At 69.2% G+C, this 14666-nt stretch carries 16 protein-coding genes and 1 tRNA gene; 9 read left to right on the forward strand and 8 right to left on the reverse strand.

Annotated features, from left to right (window positions below; genetic code table 11):
* Positions 1-9: 9 nt before the first annotated feature.
* Positions 10-1179 carry a phospholipase D-like domain-containing protein gene (locus tag AC07U4_RS10465; RefSeq protein ID WP_495195373.1) on the reverse strand — a complete coding sequence of 390 codons (1170 nt, stop codon included), beginning with the start codon at positions 1177-1179 and terminating at the stop codon, positions 10-12.
* A gap of 121 nt (positions 1180-1300) precedes the next feature.
* On the opposite strand from AC07U4_RS10465, the gene rpoZ reads away from it, so the two are divergent.
* Positions 1301-1645 (forward strand): DNA-directed RNA polymerase subunit omega, encoded by a 345-nt coding sequence (rpoZ, locus tag AC07U4_RS10470; protein ID WP_038664062.1) that lies wholly within the window; start codon positions 1301-1303, stop codon positions 1643-1645.
* A gap of 328 nt (positions 1646-1973) precedes the next feature.
* On the opposite strand, the gene AC07U4_RS10475 is transcribed toward rpoZ, so the two are convergent.
* A complete protein-coding gene (locus tag AC07U4_RS10475; RefSeq protein WP_495195374.1) occupies positions 1974-2651 on the reverse strand; it encodes an RlmE family RNA methyltransferase in 678 nt (225 codons plus the stop codon).
* 13 nt (positions 2652-2664) lie between these two features.
* Positions 2665-3687: a Ppx/GppA phosphatase family protein gene (locus tag AC07U4_RS10480; protein WP_137899292.1), complete on the reverse strand. Its 1023-nt coding sequence runs from the start codon at positions 3685-3687 to the stop codon at positions 2665-2667.
* A gap of 174 nt (positions 3688-3861) precedes the next feature.
* Here AC07U4_RS10480 and AC07U4_RS10485 point away from each other — a divergent pair.
* The 3 genes from AC07U4_RS10485 (at position 3862) to AC07U4_RS10495 (ending at position 5360) form a co-directional block, all read left to right on the forward strand.
* Positions 3862-3935: transfer RNA gene (locus tag AC07U4_RS10485), tRNA-Gln, on the forward strand.
* Positions 3936-3949: 14 nt separating this feature from the next.
* The gene (locus AC07U4_RS10490; protein WP_495195375.1) at positions 3950-4795 is read left to right on the forward strand and encodes a DUF429 domain-containing protein; all 846 of its coding nucleotides are present in this window, start codon (positions 3950-3952) and stop codon (positions 4793-4795) included.
* Positions 4796-4802: 7 nt separating this feature from the next.
* Positions 4803-5360: a hydrolase gene (locus tag AC07U4_RS10495; protein WP_495195855.1), complete on the forward strand. Its 558-nt coding sequence runs from the start codon at positions 4803-4805 to the stop codon at positions 5358-5360.
* A 114-nt stretch (positions 5361-5474) separates the two neighbouring features.
* Here AC07U4_RS10495 and AC07U4_RS10500 read toward each other — a convergent pair whose 3' ends face one another.
* Positions 5475-6068, reverse strand: a complete 594-nt coding sequence (locus AC07U4_RS10500) for a TlpA family protein disulfide reductase (protein ID WP_495195376.1) — start codon at positions 6066-6068, stop codon at positions 5475-5477.
* A 16-nt stretch (positions 6069-6084) separates the two neighbouring features.
* Here AC07U4_RS10500 and argH point away from each other — a divergent pair, with 16 nt between their 5' ends.
* Genes argH through AC07U4_RS10525 form a run of 5 tightly spaced genes read left to right on the forward strand, consistent with a single transcriptional unit; the run spans position 6085 to position 10681 of the window.
* On the forward strand, positions 6085-7452 hold the full coding sequence (gene argH / locus AC07U4_RS10505) for an argininosuccinate lyase (protein WP_495195856.1): 1368 nt from the start codon (positions 6085-6087) through the stop codon (positions 7450-7452).
* Positions 7449-7685 carry a flagellar basal body L-ring protein FlgH gene (locus AC07U4_RS10510; RefSeq protein WP_038664050.1) on the forward strand — a complete coding sequence of 79 codons (237 nt, stop codon included), beginning with the start codon at positions 7449-7451 and terminating at the stop codon, positions 7683-7685. The genes argH and AC07U4_RS10510 overlap by 4 nt, the downstream gene beginning before the upstream one ends.
* 10 nt (positions 7686-7695) lie before the next feature.
* Positions 7696-8973, forward strand: coding sequence for a diaminopimelate decarboxylase (gene lysA / locus AC07U4_RS10515; RefSeq protein WP_495195377.1), 1278 nt, complete (start codon positions 7696-7698; stop codon positions 8971-8973).
* Positions 8970-9731 carry a precorrin-2 dehydrogenase/sirohydrochlorin ferrochelatase family protein gene (locus tag AC07U4_RS10520; protein ID WP_495195857.1) on the forward strand — a complete coding sequence of 254 codons (762 nt, stop codon included), beginning with the start codon at positions 8970-8972 and terminating at the stop codon, positions 9729-9731. Before lysA ends, AC07U4_RS10520 begins: the two co-directional genes overlap by 4 nt.
* Positions 9728-10681 (forward strand): zinc transporter ZntB, encoded by a 954-nt coding sequence (locus AC07U4_RS10525; protein WP_495195378.1) that lies wholly within the window; start codon positions 9728-9730, stop codon positions 10679-10681. Before AC07U4_RS10520 ends, AC07U4_RS10525 begins: the two co-directional genes overlap by 4 nt.
* Positions 10682-10788: 107 nt before the next feature.
* Here the strand turns inward: AC07U4_RS10525 and fliS are convergent, their stop codons facing one another.
* The 4 genes from fliS to fliR are packed head-to-tail and all read right to left on the reverse strand — an operon-like array spanning position 10789 to position 14662.
* Positions 10789-11187 carry a flagellar export chaperone FliS gene (gene fliS / locus AC07U4_RS10530; RefSeq protein WP_038664041.1) on the reverse strand — a complete coding sequence of 133 codons (399 nt, stop codon included), beginning with the start codon at positions 11185-11187 and terminating at the stop codon, positions 10789-10791.
* A complete protein-coding gene (gene fliD, locus AC07U4_RS10535; protein ID WP_495195379.1) occupies positions 11187-12701 on the reverse strand; it encodes a flagellar filament capping protein FliD in 1515 nt (504 codons plus the stop codon). Before fliD ends, fliS begins: the two co-directional genes overlap by 1 nt.
* A gap of 51 nt (positions 12702-12752) precedes the next feature.
* A complete protein-coding gene (flhB, locus tag AC07U4_RS10540; RefSeq protein WP_137899287.1) occupies positions 12753-13892 on the reverse strand; it encodes a flagellar type III secretion system protein FlhB in 1140 nt (379 codons plus the stop codon).
* Positions 13892-14662, reverse strand: coding sequence for a flagellar biosynthetic protein FliR (fliR, locus tag AC07U4_RS10545; RefSeq protein WP_495195380.1), 771 nt, complete (start codon positions 14660-14662; stop codon positions 13892-13894). The genes flhB and fliR overlap by 1 nt, the downstream gene beginning before the upstream one ends.
* Positions 14663-14666 lie beyond the last annotated feature (4 nt).

Here is a 14666-nt window from a genome sequence, read left to right on the forward strand (position 1 = left end):
CCCCTCGCCTTATTCGTCGATGCCGAAATTGAGCCCGCGCGACACGCCGGGATCGACCACCGCGATCATCAGATAGGCGAAGAACTGGCGGATGCGCTGCACCGGGCCGGTATGCGCCTTGTACCATGCCTTGGTGATCGGCTGCGATCGCGCGATCTCGCCCTCGACATAGCTGCGCACATGATCGGCGAAGGCGCGATCCTCGACGCGGAACATCAGCTCCATGTTGATGAACAGGCTGCGCATATCGAAATTGGCCGAGCCGACGTGGACGGCATCGTCGATCACGTACAATTTGGTGTGCAGCTTGGTCGGCTGATATTCGAAGACCTGCACGCCTTTGCGCAGCAGGCCGGCATAGGTGAAGCGCGCCGCGGCGATCGTCGCGGCATTGTCGGATTTGGCGGCGGTGACGATCCGCACCTTCGCCTTGCGCCGCCCCGCCTTGTCGAGCCGCCGCAGGATTGTTGGCGAGGGGGTGAAATAGGCGGCGATGATGTCGATCCGCTTGCCCCGGCGCAGGTCGTCGCGCACCGCCCGCGCCCAGGGCGACAGCCGCCGCGTCGGGCCGCCGATTAGCCACCGCGTCAGCCCGCGCGTCTCGCTCCACCGCGACAGCGCCTTGTTGAGGTGGCGCACCTTGCCCTTGGGCGCGCGCACCCAATCGTGGAGCGCGTCGAAATAGCCGGCGAGCCGCCCCGCCGCCGGCCCCTCGACCAGCAGGCCGAGGTCGCGCCACGCTTCCTCGGCGGGGGTGCCGAAATAATCGTCCTCGACGTTGAAGCCGCCGATGATGATCCGCTGGGCGTCGCTGCCCGCGTCGGCGAGCGCGAGCTTCTGGTGGTTGCGCAGCAGATAGCGGCGGCCGAAGCGCGGCGAAAAGCGGCACACCGATACGCCCGCCGCGCGCAGCGGCGCGTAGAAGGCGTCGTCGGTCTCGCTGCCGAAGCCATCGACGATCAGCGCGGTGGCGACGCCGCGATCCGCCGCGGCGATCAGCGCGGCATTGACGCGCCGGCCGGTCTCGTCGTCGGCGTAGATGTAATAGAGGATGCGCAAATCGGTCTGCGCGCCGTCGATCAGCGCGAGCAAGGCGTCGAGCCGTCGCGGCCCGGTGTCGAGCAGCGTCAGCCGGTTGCCGTCGACGGTGAACGTCGGTTGGGGGGCGGGGGCGGCCATCGCCCGTCTGTGGCGATTGCGCCGCCGCCGCACAAGCGCGCCCGCGCATTTCTTGACTTTGCGGGCACAGGCGCCTAGTCCCCCGCCTTCACTACATCGGTATTTGCGAAGGAAAGCGTCCATGGCGCGCGTCACTGTCGAGGATTGCGTCGACAAGATCCCCAACCGCTTCGATCTGGTCCTGTTCGCCGCACAGCGTGCGCGACAGATTTCGGGCGGCGCAGAACTGCTGCTCGATCGCGATCGCGACAAGAATCCGGTCGTCGCGCTGCGCGAGATCGCCGACGAGCTGGTCCGTCCGGACAATCTGGAAGAGGCGGTGATCAACAGCCTGCAGCGCGTCCAGATCGACGACGACGATGAGGTCGATGCGGTCGGCTCGCTGTCGGCCTCGGCCGAGGCGCTCCGCCTGACCGCCGCCGCGCCGCCTCGTAACCAGAATCTGGGTGCCGATTACGACGGGTGAGCGATCGGTCGGCGGATTGGCCTGGCTAATCCGCGCCTCGGACCGATCCTCGGCCAGCGGGCGCTAGCGCGACTGACGACGCGGCTTTGCCGCGTCGTTTGCGTTTGGGGGATGCCTACCCTCCTTGTCATCCCCGCGCAGGCGGGGATCCATAAACGCTGACGCTCGTGACAAGAGCCGCGACATCCGCGCGTATGGATCCCCGCCTGCGCGGGGATGACGAGGGTGGGGGCGACTTCCAGGCCCCCCGCCGCGGCAAAGCCGCGTCGTCAGTCGTCGCGTGCCGCGACGCTGGCCGTGGATCGGCCCGCGACGCGGATTAGCGGGGCTAATCCGCTGGCCGATCCCTGCCCTTGAACCCCTGTGCCACGACGAACCATTCCACCGAGCCCTTGCGGCTCGACGGCGGCTTGGCGTGCTTCACCGTGGTGAAGTTGCGCTTCATCTCGGCGACGAGCTGCTGGTCGGCGCCGCCGGCGAACACTTTCGACACGAACGTGCCGCCCTTCTCCAGCACCTCGACCGCGAACGCCAAGGCGGTCTCTACCAGCGCCATCGTGCGCAGCGCATCGGTCTGGGGATGGCCGACGGTGTTCGCCGCCATGTCCGACAGCACCAGATCGGGCGCGCCGCCCAGCGCCTCGATCAATTTGCCCGGCGCGGCATCGTCCATGAAGTCCATCTCGAAGATCGTCACGCCGTCGATCGGATCGACCGGCAGCAGGTCGATGCCGACCACCGCCGCCTTGGGCAGGCGACGCTTGATGACCTGGCTCCAGCCGCCCGGCGCGATGCCGAGATCGACGACGCGCTTCGAGCCGCGGATGATGCCGAACCGCTCGTCGAGCTCGATCAGCTTGTAGGCGGCGCGGCTGCGATAGCCCTCCGCGCGCGCGCGCTTGACGTAGGGATCGTTGAGCTGGCGTTCGAGCCAGCGCGTCGATTGCGCGGTGCGGCCGCGCGCCGTCTTGACCCGCGTGCGCAGGCCGCCACCATCACGGCTCACGCGATATTCCTCTTCACGGTCGGGGACTCCCCATCAGGCGTCGCAAAATGCCCTCGCGGATGCCGCGATCGGCGATACCCAGCCGTTCGGCGGGCCAGAGGTCGAGGATCGTCTCGAGGATCGCGCAGCCGGCGACGACCAGATCGGCGCGCTCCGAGCCGATGCAGGCGAGCTGCGCGCGCTCGCGCACCGATTTGCGCGCGAGGTCGGCACTGATCCGCCGCATCGCATCGGCGGGCACGATCAGCCCGTCGACCTGCGCGCGGTCGTAATGGCTGAGCCCGAGATGGACGCTGCCGAGCGTCGTCACCGTGCCGCTGGTGCCGAGCAGGCGCGGCCGCGCCACCTCCCTAGGCAGGCGCGCGGCGAAACCGGCGAAGCTCTCCGCGACAATGCCGCGCATCCGCGCATAGGCCGCGAGCCGGCCGCTCTCACCCTCGCCGCCGCCGGCATGTTCGGTCAGCGACACCACGCCCCAGGGCGCCGAATGCCAGTCGAGCACGCGCGGCATCGCGCCGGGTTTGGTGTCGATCAGCACCAGCTCGGTCGAGCCGCCGCCGATGTCGAAGATCAGCGCGGGGTCGTCGCCCGGCTCGATCAGCGCATGGCAGCCGAGCACGGCGAGTCGCGCTTCCTCCTCGGCGGAGATGATGTCGAGATGGATGCCGGTCTCGGCATAGGCGCGCGCGATGAAGTCGGTGCCATTGGCGGCGCGGCGGCACGCTTCCGTCGCCACCGAGCGGGCGAGCGTGACGTTGCGGCGCTTTAGCTTGTCGGCGCAGACGCGCAGCGCCGCGATGGTACGCTCGATCGCGGTGTCGCTGAGCCGTCCGGTCGCGGCGAGGCCTTCGCCGAGTCGCACGATGCGCGAGAAGGCATCGACCACCGCGAAGCCGTCGCCCTGCGGGCGCGCGATCAGCAGCCGGCAATTGTTGGTGCCGAGGTCCAGCGCGGCGAACGCCTGCGCATCGGACCAGCGGCCGCGTGGCGGCCGGCTCGGCGCCGGACGGGCAGGGGGCTCCTGCCGGTACGGCATTCGGGCGGATCGATCCCCCATAGCCGTGGTGACTTTCTGTTTTCTACTGCCGTCGCGGGACGATACCCGCTCGGTGCTTGCCCCCTAGGTAGCGCGGACGGGGGCTTGCGACAAGCGGAGGCGTTTGCCCCGTTGACAGCCCTGCACCTGCCCCCTAAATGCGCCGCCTGCGATTGCCCGATCCTCTAATGGTAAGAGAGCGGACTCTGACTCCGTCAATCAAGGTTCGAGTCCTTGTCGGGCATCCAGTTTTCACCGCCGCATGCGCGATATCCCATCCCGTCTGAACGCTGACGTCGTGCTCGGCATCGACGCCGCCTGGACCGCGACGCGGCCGAGCGGGGTCGCGCTTGCCGTGCGGCAGGCGGGGCGGTGGACGCTGCGCGCGGTGGCGCCGTCCTATGACCATTTTCTCGCGCTCGCCGAAGGCACGCCGCTGACGACGCGGCCGGCGGGGTCGTTGCCGGATGCGGCGGCATTGCTCGCGGCGGCGGCCCGGATCGCGGGGAAGGCCGTGGCGCTGGTCGCGGTCGACATGCCGCTGGCGCATGCGCCGATCGTCGCACGGCGGCCGTCGGACAATGCGATCGCCCGTGCGTTCGGGGCGTGGCATTGCGCGACGCATTCGCCGAGCGCCGACCGGCCGGGGGCGCTCAGCGACACGCTGCGCGCCGGCTTCGCCGCGGTGGGCTATCCGTTGCGCACAGGTGACGCGGGCGCGGGCGGCCTGATCGAGGTCTATCCGCATCCGGCGCTGGTGCGGCTCGCCGGCGGGACGCGGCGGCTGCCGTACAAGGCGGGCAACAGCGCAAAATATTGGCCCGGTGAGCCGCTCGCAATGCGACGCGGGCGGCTGCATGCCGAGTGGCGGCGGATCGCCGCGTTGCTCGCGACGCGATTCGACGGGCTGGCCGATCAGCTGCCGCCGCTCGCCGATCACCCCGCCGGCTTCGCGGCCAAGGCGCATGAGGATATGCTCGATGCGATCGTCTGCGCCTGGGTCGGCGTCACCGCGCTAGAAGGGGAGGCGGACGCGTTCGGCGACGACGACTCGGCGATCTGGGTACCGCGGGCGCTGACGGGAACCGGGGTGGATGCGACCGGTTGAAGCCGGCATGCCGACCTTCGATCCCCGCTCCACCGCCCTCATCCTCATCGACCTGCAGGACGGCATTATCGCCGGCGACAAGGGGCCGCACAGCGCGGCGGCGGTCGTCGCCGCCGGCAAGAGGCTTGCCGGCCGCTTCCGGGCGCAGGGTGCGCCGGTGGTGCTCGTCCACGTGGGCTTCACTGCCGGCGCGATGCCGAGCCTCAACGTCGATCAGCCGCGCCTGCCCGCCGAGGGGACGCCACCGGCGTTCAGCGTGCTGGTCGAGGGGCTGAGGCAGGACGGCGATATCGTCGTGCTCAAGCATCACTGGGGGGCGTTCACCGGCACCGACCTCGACTTGCACCTGCGTCGCCGCGGCGTGAAGACGGTGGTAATCGCCGGGATCGCGACCAATTTCGGCGTCGAGTCGACCGCGCGGACGGCGTGGGAATTGTCCTATGACGTGGTGATCGTCGAGGATGCGTGCACCTCGCGGTCCAGCGACCTGCACAACTTCGCGATCCGCCACATCCTGCCGCAGATCGCGCGGGTGGTCAGTGTGGAGACGGTGACGTTGGGGTGAGGGATCAGGTCTCACCTGCCCTTCGACGGGCTCAGGGCGAACGGGAGGAAATCGGTTCCGGTCAGGGACACCCACTTCACCGTCAGCGCTGAGCCTGTCGAAGCGCGGTGGCATTCAGCTCGCTTCGGCGATCAGCTTCGCCGCCGCGGCGCCATTCCAGTCGTTGCCGCCGTTCCAGCGCCAGACTTCCTTGCCGGCCGAATCGAACAGGATCGTCGTCGGCAGATTCGCGCTCCAGCCGGTCGACAGTGCCATCTTGTCGTCGAGATAGGGCGTCAGCGTCGGTGCGCCATGCTCTTTCAGGAACGCCAGCACCTTCGCCGCGGCGCCGGTGTCCTGGCTGATCGCGGCGACGCGGATCGTTCCGCTTTTCGCCAGCGCCTCGAGCGTCGGCAGTTCGGCGACGCACGGCCCGCACCAAGTCGCCCAAAGGTTTACGAGCACCGGCTTGCCCTTGAACGCCGCCAGCGTCGTCGGCTTGCCGGCGGCGTCCTTGAACGCGGTGGCGGGCGCGGCCTCGCCCTTGTGGCTGCGATCGACGCCGATCTGTGCGGTCGCGGCGGCGCCCGTCGCCTCGTCGGGCGAGGCGCCGGTCACGTTTGCTTGCGCGTTCGCTTGCTCGGGGGGCGGGCTTTGCCTATCGCAGCCCGCGGCGGTGAGCGCCAGGAGACAGACGATCGCGACGCGCGCGGAAGAGGCCAAGAGCATGAGCGGTTCCAATTCGATGTGGGGCGGCAGGTTCGCCGAGGGCCCGGCGGCGGTGATGCGTGAGATTAACGCATCGATCCCGTTCGACAAGCGGATGTGGCGACAGGATATCGCCGGATCGAAGGCGCATGTCGCAATGCTCGCGCAACAGGGCATCGTCTCGGCCGCGGATGCCGCGACGATCGACGCCGGTCTCGACGTCGTCGCCGCCGATTATGCGGCGAATGGCGTGCCGGAGGATCTGGCGCTCGAAGACATCCATATGCTGACCGAGGCGAAGCTGGCGCAAGGCATCGGCCCGGTCGCCGGCCGGCTGCACACCGCCCGTTCGCGCAACGATCAGGTCGCGACCGATTTCCGTCTGTGGGTGCGCGATGCGATCGATCAGGTGCTCGCCGCGCTCGATGCGCTGACGCAGGCGCTGCTGACGCGGGCGGAGGAGTATGCCGCTGCGGTGATGCCCGGCTTCACCCATCTTCAATCGGCGCAGCCGGTGACGCTCGGCCATCATCTGATGGCCTATGTCGAGATGGTCGCGCGCGACGTGTCGCGCTTCCGCGACGCGCGGGCGCGGATGAACCTGTGTCCCTTGGGCTCGGCGGCGCTGGCGGGAACGAGCTTCCCCCTCGACCGGCAGATGACTGCGGCGGCGCTGGGCTTCGACGGGCCGACGCGCAACAGCCTCGATGCGGTCAGCGACCGCGACTTCGCGATCGACTATCTGACCGCGGCGACCCAGACCGCGCTGCACCTGTCGCGGCTCGCCGAGGAATTCGTGCTGTGGGCGTCGCAGCCGTTCGGCTTCGTCGCGCTGTCCGACCAATGGTCGACGGGCAGCTCGATCATGCCGCAGAAGCGCAACCCCGATGCCGCCGAGCTGGTGCGCGGCCATGCCGGGCGCATCCTCGGCTGCCAGACCGCGCTGATGGTGACGATGAAGGGCCTGCCGCTCGCCTATTCCAAGGACATGCAGGACGACAAGCCGCCGGTGTTCGAGGCGCACGACCTGCTCGGCCTGTCGATCGCAGCGATGACCGGGATGATCGAGAGCGCCACCTTCCGCACCGACCGGATGCGCGGGCTCGCCGAGAGCGGCTTCGCCACCGCGACCGATTTCGCCGACTGGCTGGTGCGCGAGGCGGGGCTGCCGTTCCGCGAGGCGCATCACGTCACCGGCCGCGCGGTCAAACGCGCCGAGGAACTGGGCGTGCGGCTCGACGAACTGCCCTATGCCGAATTCGTGGGCATCGACGCGCGGGTCAACGAGAGCCTGTACGACGTGCTGTCGGTCGATGCCTCGGTCGCCAGCCGGACCAGCTTCGGCGGCACCGCGCCCGCCAACGTGCGCGCCGCGATCGCGGCTGCGCGGGAGAGCCTGTCATGACGCGCCTGATCCCTCTCGCACTGGTGCTGGCGCTTGCCGGCTGCGGTGCCGCCAAACAATTGCAGCCGGCACCGGGCGCGTCGTTGCCGCCCGCACCATATGGCGCCAAGGCGACGCCGACCCCCGCGCAATTGCTCACCCCGACGACGCAGCAGCGGCCGCAGCGCAGCGACGAGTTGCTCAGCAATTCCGAACAGCGGCGCAGCGACGATTTCGACCTGCCCCCCAATTGATCCAGGCCCGATGAACCATTTCGATTACCGCGACGGCACCCTCCATTGCGAGGACGTGCCGTTGACCCGCATCGCCGACGAGGTCGGCACGCCGGTCTACGTCTATTCCACCGCGACCTTCCGCCGCCATGCGCAGGTGTTCCGCGACGGGCTGAAAGACCTCGGCCGCGTCCATCTCGCTTATGCGATCAAGGCCAATCCCAACGTCGCGGTGCTGCGCGTCCTCGCCGAGGAAGGCTATGGCGCCGACGTCGTCTCGGGCGGCGAGATGGCGCGTGCGCTGGCGGCGGGCATTCCGGCGGCGGACATCGTCTTCTCGGGCGTCGGCAAGACCCGCGCCGAACTGTCGCGCGGGCTCGACGAGGGCATCGGCCAGTTCAACCTCGAGCTGGAGGAAGAGGGCGCCGTCCTCGCGCAGATCGCCCACGCCAAGGGCAGGCGCGCGCCCGCAGTGCTCCGCGTCAATCCCGACGTCGACGCCGGCACGCACGCCAAGATCTCGACCGGGCGCGCCGAGAACAAGTTCGGCGTGCCGATCGATCAGGCGCCGGCGATGTTCGACCGGCTCGCGCCGCTGGACGGCCTCGACCTGCGCGGCGTCGCCTGCCACATCGGCAGCCAACTCGCCGATCTCTCGCGGCTGGAGGAGGCGTATCGCCGGATCGGGCAGCTCGTCGCCGACCTGCGCGCCGCCGGGCACACGATCACGCGCGTCGATCTCGGCGGCGGGCTGGGCGTGCCCTACAAGCAGGGCGACGTGCTGCCGAGCCCGGCCGATTACGGCGCGATGGTCGCGCGCGTCACCGAAGGCTGGGACGTCGAACTGATGTTCGAGCCCGGCCGCGTCATCGCCGGCAATGCGGGCGTGCTGCTGACCGAGGTGATCTGGGTCAAGCCGGGCGTCACCAACCCCTATGTCATCGTCGATGCGGCGATGAACGACCTCGCCCGCCCGGCGCTCTACGACGCCTGGCACGATTTCGACGCGGTCGCACCGAGCGGCGAGCGGATGACCGCGAATATCGCCGGCCCCGTCTGCGAGAGCGGCGACACCTTTGCGATGGGCCGCGACATCGACGCGGTGAAGAGCGGCGACCTCGCCGTGTTCCGCACCGCGGGCGCCTATGGCGCGACGATGGCCTCGACCTACAACAGCCGTGCGCTGGTGCCCGAAGTGCTGGTCGACGGCGACCGGTTTGCGGTGGTCGCCGACCGCATCGCCGCGGAGACGATCCTCGCTGCCGAGCGCGTGCCCGAATGGCTGACGCCGGGGCGCGCGGCGCGGTGACGCTGCACAGCCTGCCGCTGTTCGTGCGGCTGGCGGGCCGCCCGGTGATCCTGCTCGGCAGCGGCGAGCCCGCCGACGCCAAGCGCCGGCTGCTCGAACGCGCCGGTGCGGTGATCGTCGGCGAGGAGGTCGCGGCGGCGTTGGCCATCGTCGCGATCGAGGACGAGGACGCGGCGCTGGCGGCGGTGACGCGGCTCAAGGCGCGCGGGCTGCTGGTCAATGCGGTCGACCGGCCGGAGCATTGCGACTTCACCACGCCGGCGATCGTCGATCGTGCGCCGGTGCTGGTCGCCATCGGCACCGGCGGCGTGTCGGCGGGGCTGGCGGCGGCGCTGCGCCAGCGGCTCGAGGCGCTGTTGCCCGCCGGCCTCGGCGCGTTGGCGGAGCGGCTGCAGGCGGCACGGCCGGCATTGCGCTGGCGCTATCCCGATGGCGGCGAGCGGCGCCGGGCGCTGGGCGCGGCGATGGCGGCGGGCGGTGCGCTCGATCCGCTGGCCGGGGAGGGCGACGTCGCGCGCTGGCTCGCCGCCGACCAGCCACAGCCGACCGGACACGTCCGGGTCGTGCTGACCTCCGCCGATCCCGACGACCTGACCCTGCGGCAGGCACGCGCGCTCGCCAATGCCGATCGCGTGCTCCACCATCCCGGCGTGCCGGCGGCGATCCTCGACCGCGCGCGCGCCGATGCGGCACGGCAGCCGTGGGCGCCCGGAGTCGCTGCGTCGGACGGCCTCACCGTCGAACTGGCGATGGCATGAGCGGTTTCGGCTATCGCATCACCGACGGCAAGGTCGAGCGGGTCGCGGTCAAGGCGGCGCTGTCCTGCACCGCCGACTTCGTCTGGGTGCATCTGACCAGCAACGAGGCGGAGGCGCAGGCGTGGCTGCGCGATCAGGCGGGGCTCGACGATTACGTCGTCGATGCGCTCACCGCGAGCGAGACGCGGCCGCGCTGCGAGGCGTTCGCCAATGGTGCCCTGCTCAACCTGCGCGGTCGCTCGACCGAAGAGGTCACCTCCGGCGACGCGCTCGCCTCGGTCCGGATCTGGGCGATCAAGGGCCGGGTCTATTCGGTGACGCGGCGTGCGCTGATCGGCATCGCCGAGGTCGAGAAGGAGGTCGAGGCCGGCGAGATCGTCGATCCCGGCGACTTCATCGCCGCGGTGTCGACCGCGATCACCAGCGATCTCGATCCGCATGTCGCCGATCTCGGGGACGAACTCGACGATTGCGAGGAGCGGCTCGACGCCAACCGCGTCTTCGACCTGCGTCGCACCGTCACCCGCGTCCGCGTCGCCGCGATCGGCTATCGCCGCTTCCTCAGCCCCCAGCGTGCCGCGCTGGAGAAGCTGGCGACGCTGCCCGGCGCATGGCTGGCGGAGGACGATCGCCGCCATCTCGCCGCCGCGGCGGATCGTGCCGCGCGCATGGCCGAGGAGCTGGAATCGATCCGCGAACGCGCCTCGCTGATGCACGAGGCGCTCACCGACCTCAGGAGCGAACAGATCGACGGCCGCTCGCTGGTCATCTCGATCATCGCGATGATCTTCCTGCCGCTGACCTTCATCACCGGCGTCTACGGCATGAACGTCGCCGATCTGCCCTATGCGCAAAAGCCCTGGGCGTTCGACGCGATCATGGGCCTGTGCGCGGCGATCGCGGTGCTGGTGCTCGGCTATTTCACGCGCAAGCACTGGTTCCAGAAGTAACCGCCAGACTCCATCGCTGTAGGATGGTTTGGTGCCGTGTTCCTGCGGAAGCAGCGTGGGTTCAACGGACCGCTGCTATGCAGGAGCGATCCCGAGGGCGTGGACGCCTAAGCCGCGCGGGCGATGCGCCAGGCTTCGGCGATCTCGCTGAGGCTGCTCGCCGCCTCGCGGAACGGGGTGGGATCGTAGCCGACCGAGGCGTGGATCACCGTCTGGCGGATGCCGGCGTACAGCCGCGCCAGCGTGGTCGACACCTCGCCGCCGCGCTCGAAATCGAGGCCCGATTCGAGCGCGAACAGGATCGCGGTCGCGCGGGTCACGCGCTCGCTCTTGGTGCGCAGCTGGTCGTGCTCGACCGCCCAGGCCGCGGCACGCAGCGCCGAGACGAGTTCCTCGTAGAGCAACTGGACGAGACCGGCGCCATGCGCCTCGGCGGTGCGGCCGACGACGTCGATCTGGCGATAGGTGGCATAGGGGTCGCCCCGAAGTGCGGTTGCGTAGGCCATCAGTTGCTCTTGTTCCACGCGGCGATCTGGTTGGTCATGAAGGTCTGCGTCGCCTTGTAGGCGGCGACCTTGCTGTTCATCGTCGAGAATTGCTGGGTCAGCCGCGTCGACATCGCGTCCGACTGGGTCGTGATCTTGGCCTGCGCATCGGTCAGCTCGGTCTGCGCCTTGGTGTAGCGCGACATCGAAGCACCGAGGCCGGTGATGCTGCTCGACGCGGCGAGCGAGATGCCGCTGATCGTGCTCGACAGGCCGAGCGCATTGCCCGACGTGGTCGCGAACATCGCCTCGACCTCGTCGGGATAAGCGGCGAGCACCTTGTTGAGCGTCGCGGTGTTGACGCTGAGCGTGCCGTCGCGATTGGTCGCGACGCCGAGTTGCGCCAGCGTCGTCGGCGCACCGCTGGTGCCGGTGGAGACCAGCGACTTGGTGGTGAGCGTCTGCAACGACCGCAGCAGCGTCTTGGCGGCGGTATCCGACTTGAGGTCGCCGGTGCCCGTATCGGTCAGGCTCTTGGCGCTCGCATAGACCTGATTGTAGGTGTCGACCAGATCGCTGACCGCCTGCGTCAGCGCGCTGGTCGGCCGGCTGCTGGTCAGCGACACCGGGCCGCTGGTCACTGCGTTCAGTTGCAGCTTCACGCCCGTGACGAGATCGGTGATCGTGTTGCTGCTGCGCTGGACCGAGACGCCGTCGACGGTCAGCTGCGCATTGGCGGCGGTGCCGGTGAGCGTCGTCTTGGTCGCGCCGGTGCCGTAACCGACGTTGAAGTCGGCGAGCTTGCTGCTCGAATCGTCGGCCTGCAACGTGAAGGCCTGCGTCGCGCCGGTCGTTCCCTTGAGCGACAGCACCGCCTTGCCGTCCTGGTCGGTGATGACGCTGGCGGTGACGCCGGCCTTGGCGGCGTTGATCGCGCTGGCGATGCCGTCGAGGCTGCCGTCGGTGACGTTGATCGACACCGACGAGCCCGAATTGGCGGTGAAGCCGGTCATCGACGTGCCGTCGCTGCTATAGGTGGCGGTGCCGAGCTTGAGCGTCAGCGTGCCGGTGGCGATCGTCGCGGTCCGGTCGGCGACCGCGGTCGAGCGCGACCCCTGCGCCGCGGCGAGCGCGGTCACGGTGACGCTGGAGGACAGATTGCCGGTTTTGGTGCCGCTGATCGCCGAGACGCCGAGTGCGGTCGGGTTCGAACTGACCGGCTGCGTCTGCAGCGTGCCGCCGCCACTCAGCGTGCCGAGCGCGGTCGAGAAATTGGCGATCGTGCTCTTGAGCGTGCTCGCCGCGGAAATCTGGGCGGTGAGCGTGGTGTTCTTGGCGGTGATCGCGGCATTCTTGGCGGCGAATTGCGCCTGTACCAGCGCCGTCACCAGCGAGGCGGTGTCGATGCCCGATCCGGTGCTGAGCGAGGTGAGAACCTGCTGCGCGGTGTTACGGGTGACGCCGGAGCTGCTGGTCGCGGTCGTCGACGTGGCCGTCGGTGTGGGCGTGCTCGTCGTGGCAGTGGTCGTGGTCATCGTCGAACTCCGCGCGCTTCATTCCTCTAAACGGCCGTGGGGCGGCACAATTTAGGGCGTTTTCCCGGTAATCTTGATGCCATGCTCGTCGAATCGAGCGCCCTCGGGTACGTCGATCGGCGGCTGGACGACGCCGCCCGCCGCGGCGTTGACGTTGAAGACGAAGGCGAGGACGGTGGCGATCGCCACGTATAGATCGTCGCGTACCTCCTGGCCCTCGCGGCTGGTGTAATAGACCGCGCGGGCGAGCATCGGATATTCGAGCACCGGCACGCGCATCTCGCCCGCCGCCTCGCGGATCGCCAGCGCAGTGGCACCGCGGCCCTTGGCGACGACCACCGGCACCTGGTCCTGGCCACGATCGTAGCGCAGCGCGACGGCGAAATGCGTCGGGTTGGTGAGCACGACATGCGCCTCCGCCACCGCCTTGCGGACGCCGCCGGTCGCCATCGCGCGCTGCATCGCGCGCTGATGGCCCTTGGCCTCGGGCGAGCCCTCGGTTTCCTTGTGCTCGTCGCGCACTTCCTGTTTGGTCATGCGCAGCTTGCTGAGCAACTGCATGATCTGCACCGGCACGTCGAACAGCGCGATCGCGAACAGCCCCGCCGCCATCGCGATCATGATGCCGATGAAGGTGCCGCCCAGCTCGGTGATCGCGTCGCCCAGGCTCGACGAGGTGAGGCCCAGCGTCGCGCGGCTCGACTTCCACAGCATATAGCCGCCGATCACGCCGAGCAGCACGACCTTGAGCAGCGACTTGCCGAGTTCGATCCACCCCTGTGGCCCGAGGATGCGCTTGAGGCCGGACGCGGGGTTGATGCGATTGCCCTTGAAGGCGATCAGCTTGTTGTTCCAGGTCAGCGAGCCGAGGCCCGCCGAGCTGACGATCGTCGCGATCACGCTGACCGCGAAGAGGGTGATGAGCGAGGGCAGCAGCTTGAGCCCCGCTTCCTGCAACGGCCGCCACGGCGAGAAATCCTCGACGTCGGCGCGGTCGAACTGGAAGCTCGCCGCCATCACCGCCTTGCACGCCGCAAGCAGCGAGGGGCCGGCGAAGATCAGCCAGGCGACGCCGGCCATCACCACCAGCGCGGTGGCGAAGTCCTTCGACTTGAGGATATTGCCGTCTTCCGCCGCCTTCTGCTTGCGCTTGGGTGTCGGGGCTTCCGTCTTGTCGCCACCCTCCGACATCAGCCGGTCACCAGCGCCTGCGTCGCGGCGAGGCCCTCGCGGACGATGACGAGCATATAGTCGCCCATCGCCGGAAAGGCGACGGCGAGCGCGATCACGCCGACCGCGAGGCTGGCTGGCATGCCGACCGAGAAGAGGTTGAGCGCGGGCGCGGCGCGGCTGACCATGCCGACGATGATGTTGAGGCAGAGCAGCAGGAAGCCGACCGGCAGCGCCAGCAGCAGCCCGGCGAGGAAGGCATAGCCGCCGAAGAAGGCGATCTGCTTGAGTCGATCGGGCGCGACCCAGGTGCCGGGCGGCATCGTCTCGTAGCTTTTCACCAGCAATTCGACGAGAACGAGATGGCCGTCGACCGACAGGAACAGCAGGGTCAGCATCACGCTGAAGAACTGGCCGAGCGCGGGCGTGGACCGGCCGTTCTGCGGATCGATCGACGAGGCGAAGCCGATCCCCATCGACCCGCCGATGATCTCCGACGCGATCATCGGCGCGGCGAAGGCGATCTGGAGGATGAAGCCGATCGCCGAGCCGACCAGCGCCTCGGCGAAGATCGCGAGGAAGGTCGCGACCGCGAAGATCTGCGCGGGCGGCACGATCGGATGGACGTTGAGCACGAAGATGCCGATCGCGCCGGACAGGCCGACGCGCACCGGCAGGGGGATCGCCACCGCGCCGAACACCGGCGCGACGATGAACGCCGCGCCGATCCGCACCATGACGAAGATCAGCGCCCAGAGCTTGGGCTCGATCGCGAGGCCGAAGCCGAGCATGGGT

This window comes from Sphingomonas sp. GW821-FHT02B09 (assembly GCF_059421875.1).

Bases quoted from the DNA above. Each gene is read 5' to 3' on its own strand.
- rpoZ (WP_038664062.1), top strand. From the start codon at position 1,301: ATGGCGCGCGTCACTGTCGAGGATTGCGTCGACAAGATCCCCAACCGC.
- lysA (WP_495195377.1), top strand. From the start codon at position 7,696: ATGAACCATTTCGATTACCGCGACGGCACCCTCCATTGCGAGGACGTG.
- AC07U4_RS10480 (WP_137899292.1), bottom strand. From the start codon at position 3,687: ATGCCGTACCGGCAGGAGCCCCCTGCCCGTCCGGCGCCGAGCCGGCCG.
- AC07U4_RS10510 (WP_038664050.1), top strand. From the start codon at position 7,449: ATGACGCGCCTGATCCCTCTCGCACTGGTGCTGGCGCTTGCCGGCTGC.
- AC07U4_RS10490 (WP_495195375.1), top strand. From the start codon at position 3,950: ATGCGCGATATCCCATCCCGTCTGAACGCTGACGTCGTGCTCGGCATC.
- AC07U4_RS10525 (WP_495195378.1), top strand. From the start codon at position 9,728: ATGAGCGGTTTCGGCTATCGCATCACCGACGGCAAGGTCGAGCGGGTC.
- AC07U4_RS10465 (WP_495195373.1), bottom strand. From the start codon at position 1,179: ATGGCCGCCCCCGCCCCCCAACCGACGTTCACCGTCGACGGCAACCGG.
- fliD (WP_495195379.1), bottom strand. From the start codon at position 12,701: ATGACCACGACCACTGCCACGACGAGCACGCCCACACCGACGGCCACG.
- flhB (WP_137899287.1), bottom strand. From the start codon at position 13,892: ATGTCGGAGGGTGGCGACAAGACGGAAGCCCCGACACCCAAGCGCAAG.
- fliR (WP_495195380.1), bottom strand. From the start codon at position 14,662: ATGCTCGGCTTCGGCCTCGCGATCGAGCCCAAGCTCTGGGCGCTGATC.
- fliS (WP_038664041.1), bottom strand. From the start codon at position 11,187: ATGGCCTACGCAACCGCACTTCGGGGCGACCCCTATGCCACCTATCGC.
- AC07U4_RS10500 (WP_495195376.1), bottom strand. From the start codon at position 6,068: ATGCTCTTGGCCTCTTCCGCGCGCGTCGCGATCGTCTGTCTCCTGGCG.
- argH (WP_495195856.1), top strand. From the start codon at position 6,085: ATGTGGGGCGGCAGGTTCGCCGAGGGCCCGGCGGCGGTGATGCGTGAG.
- AC07U4_RS10495 (WP_495195855.1), top strand. From the start codon at position 4,803: ATGCCGACCTTCGATCCCCGCTCCACCGCCCTCATCCTCATCGACCTG.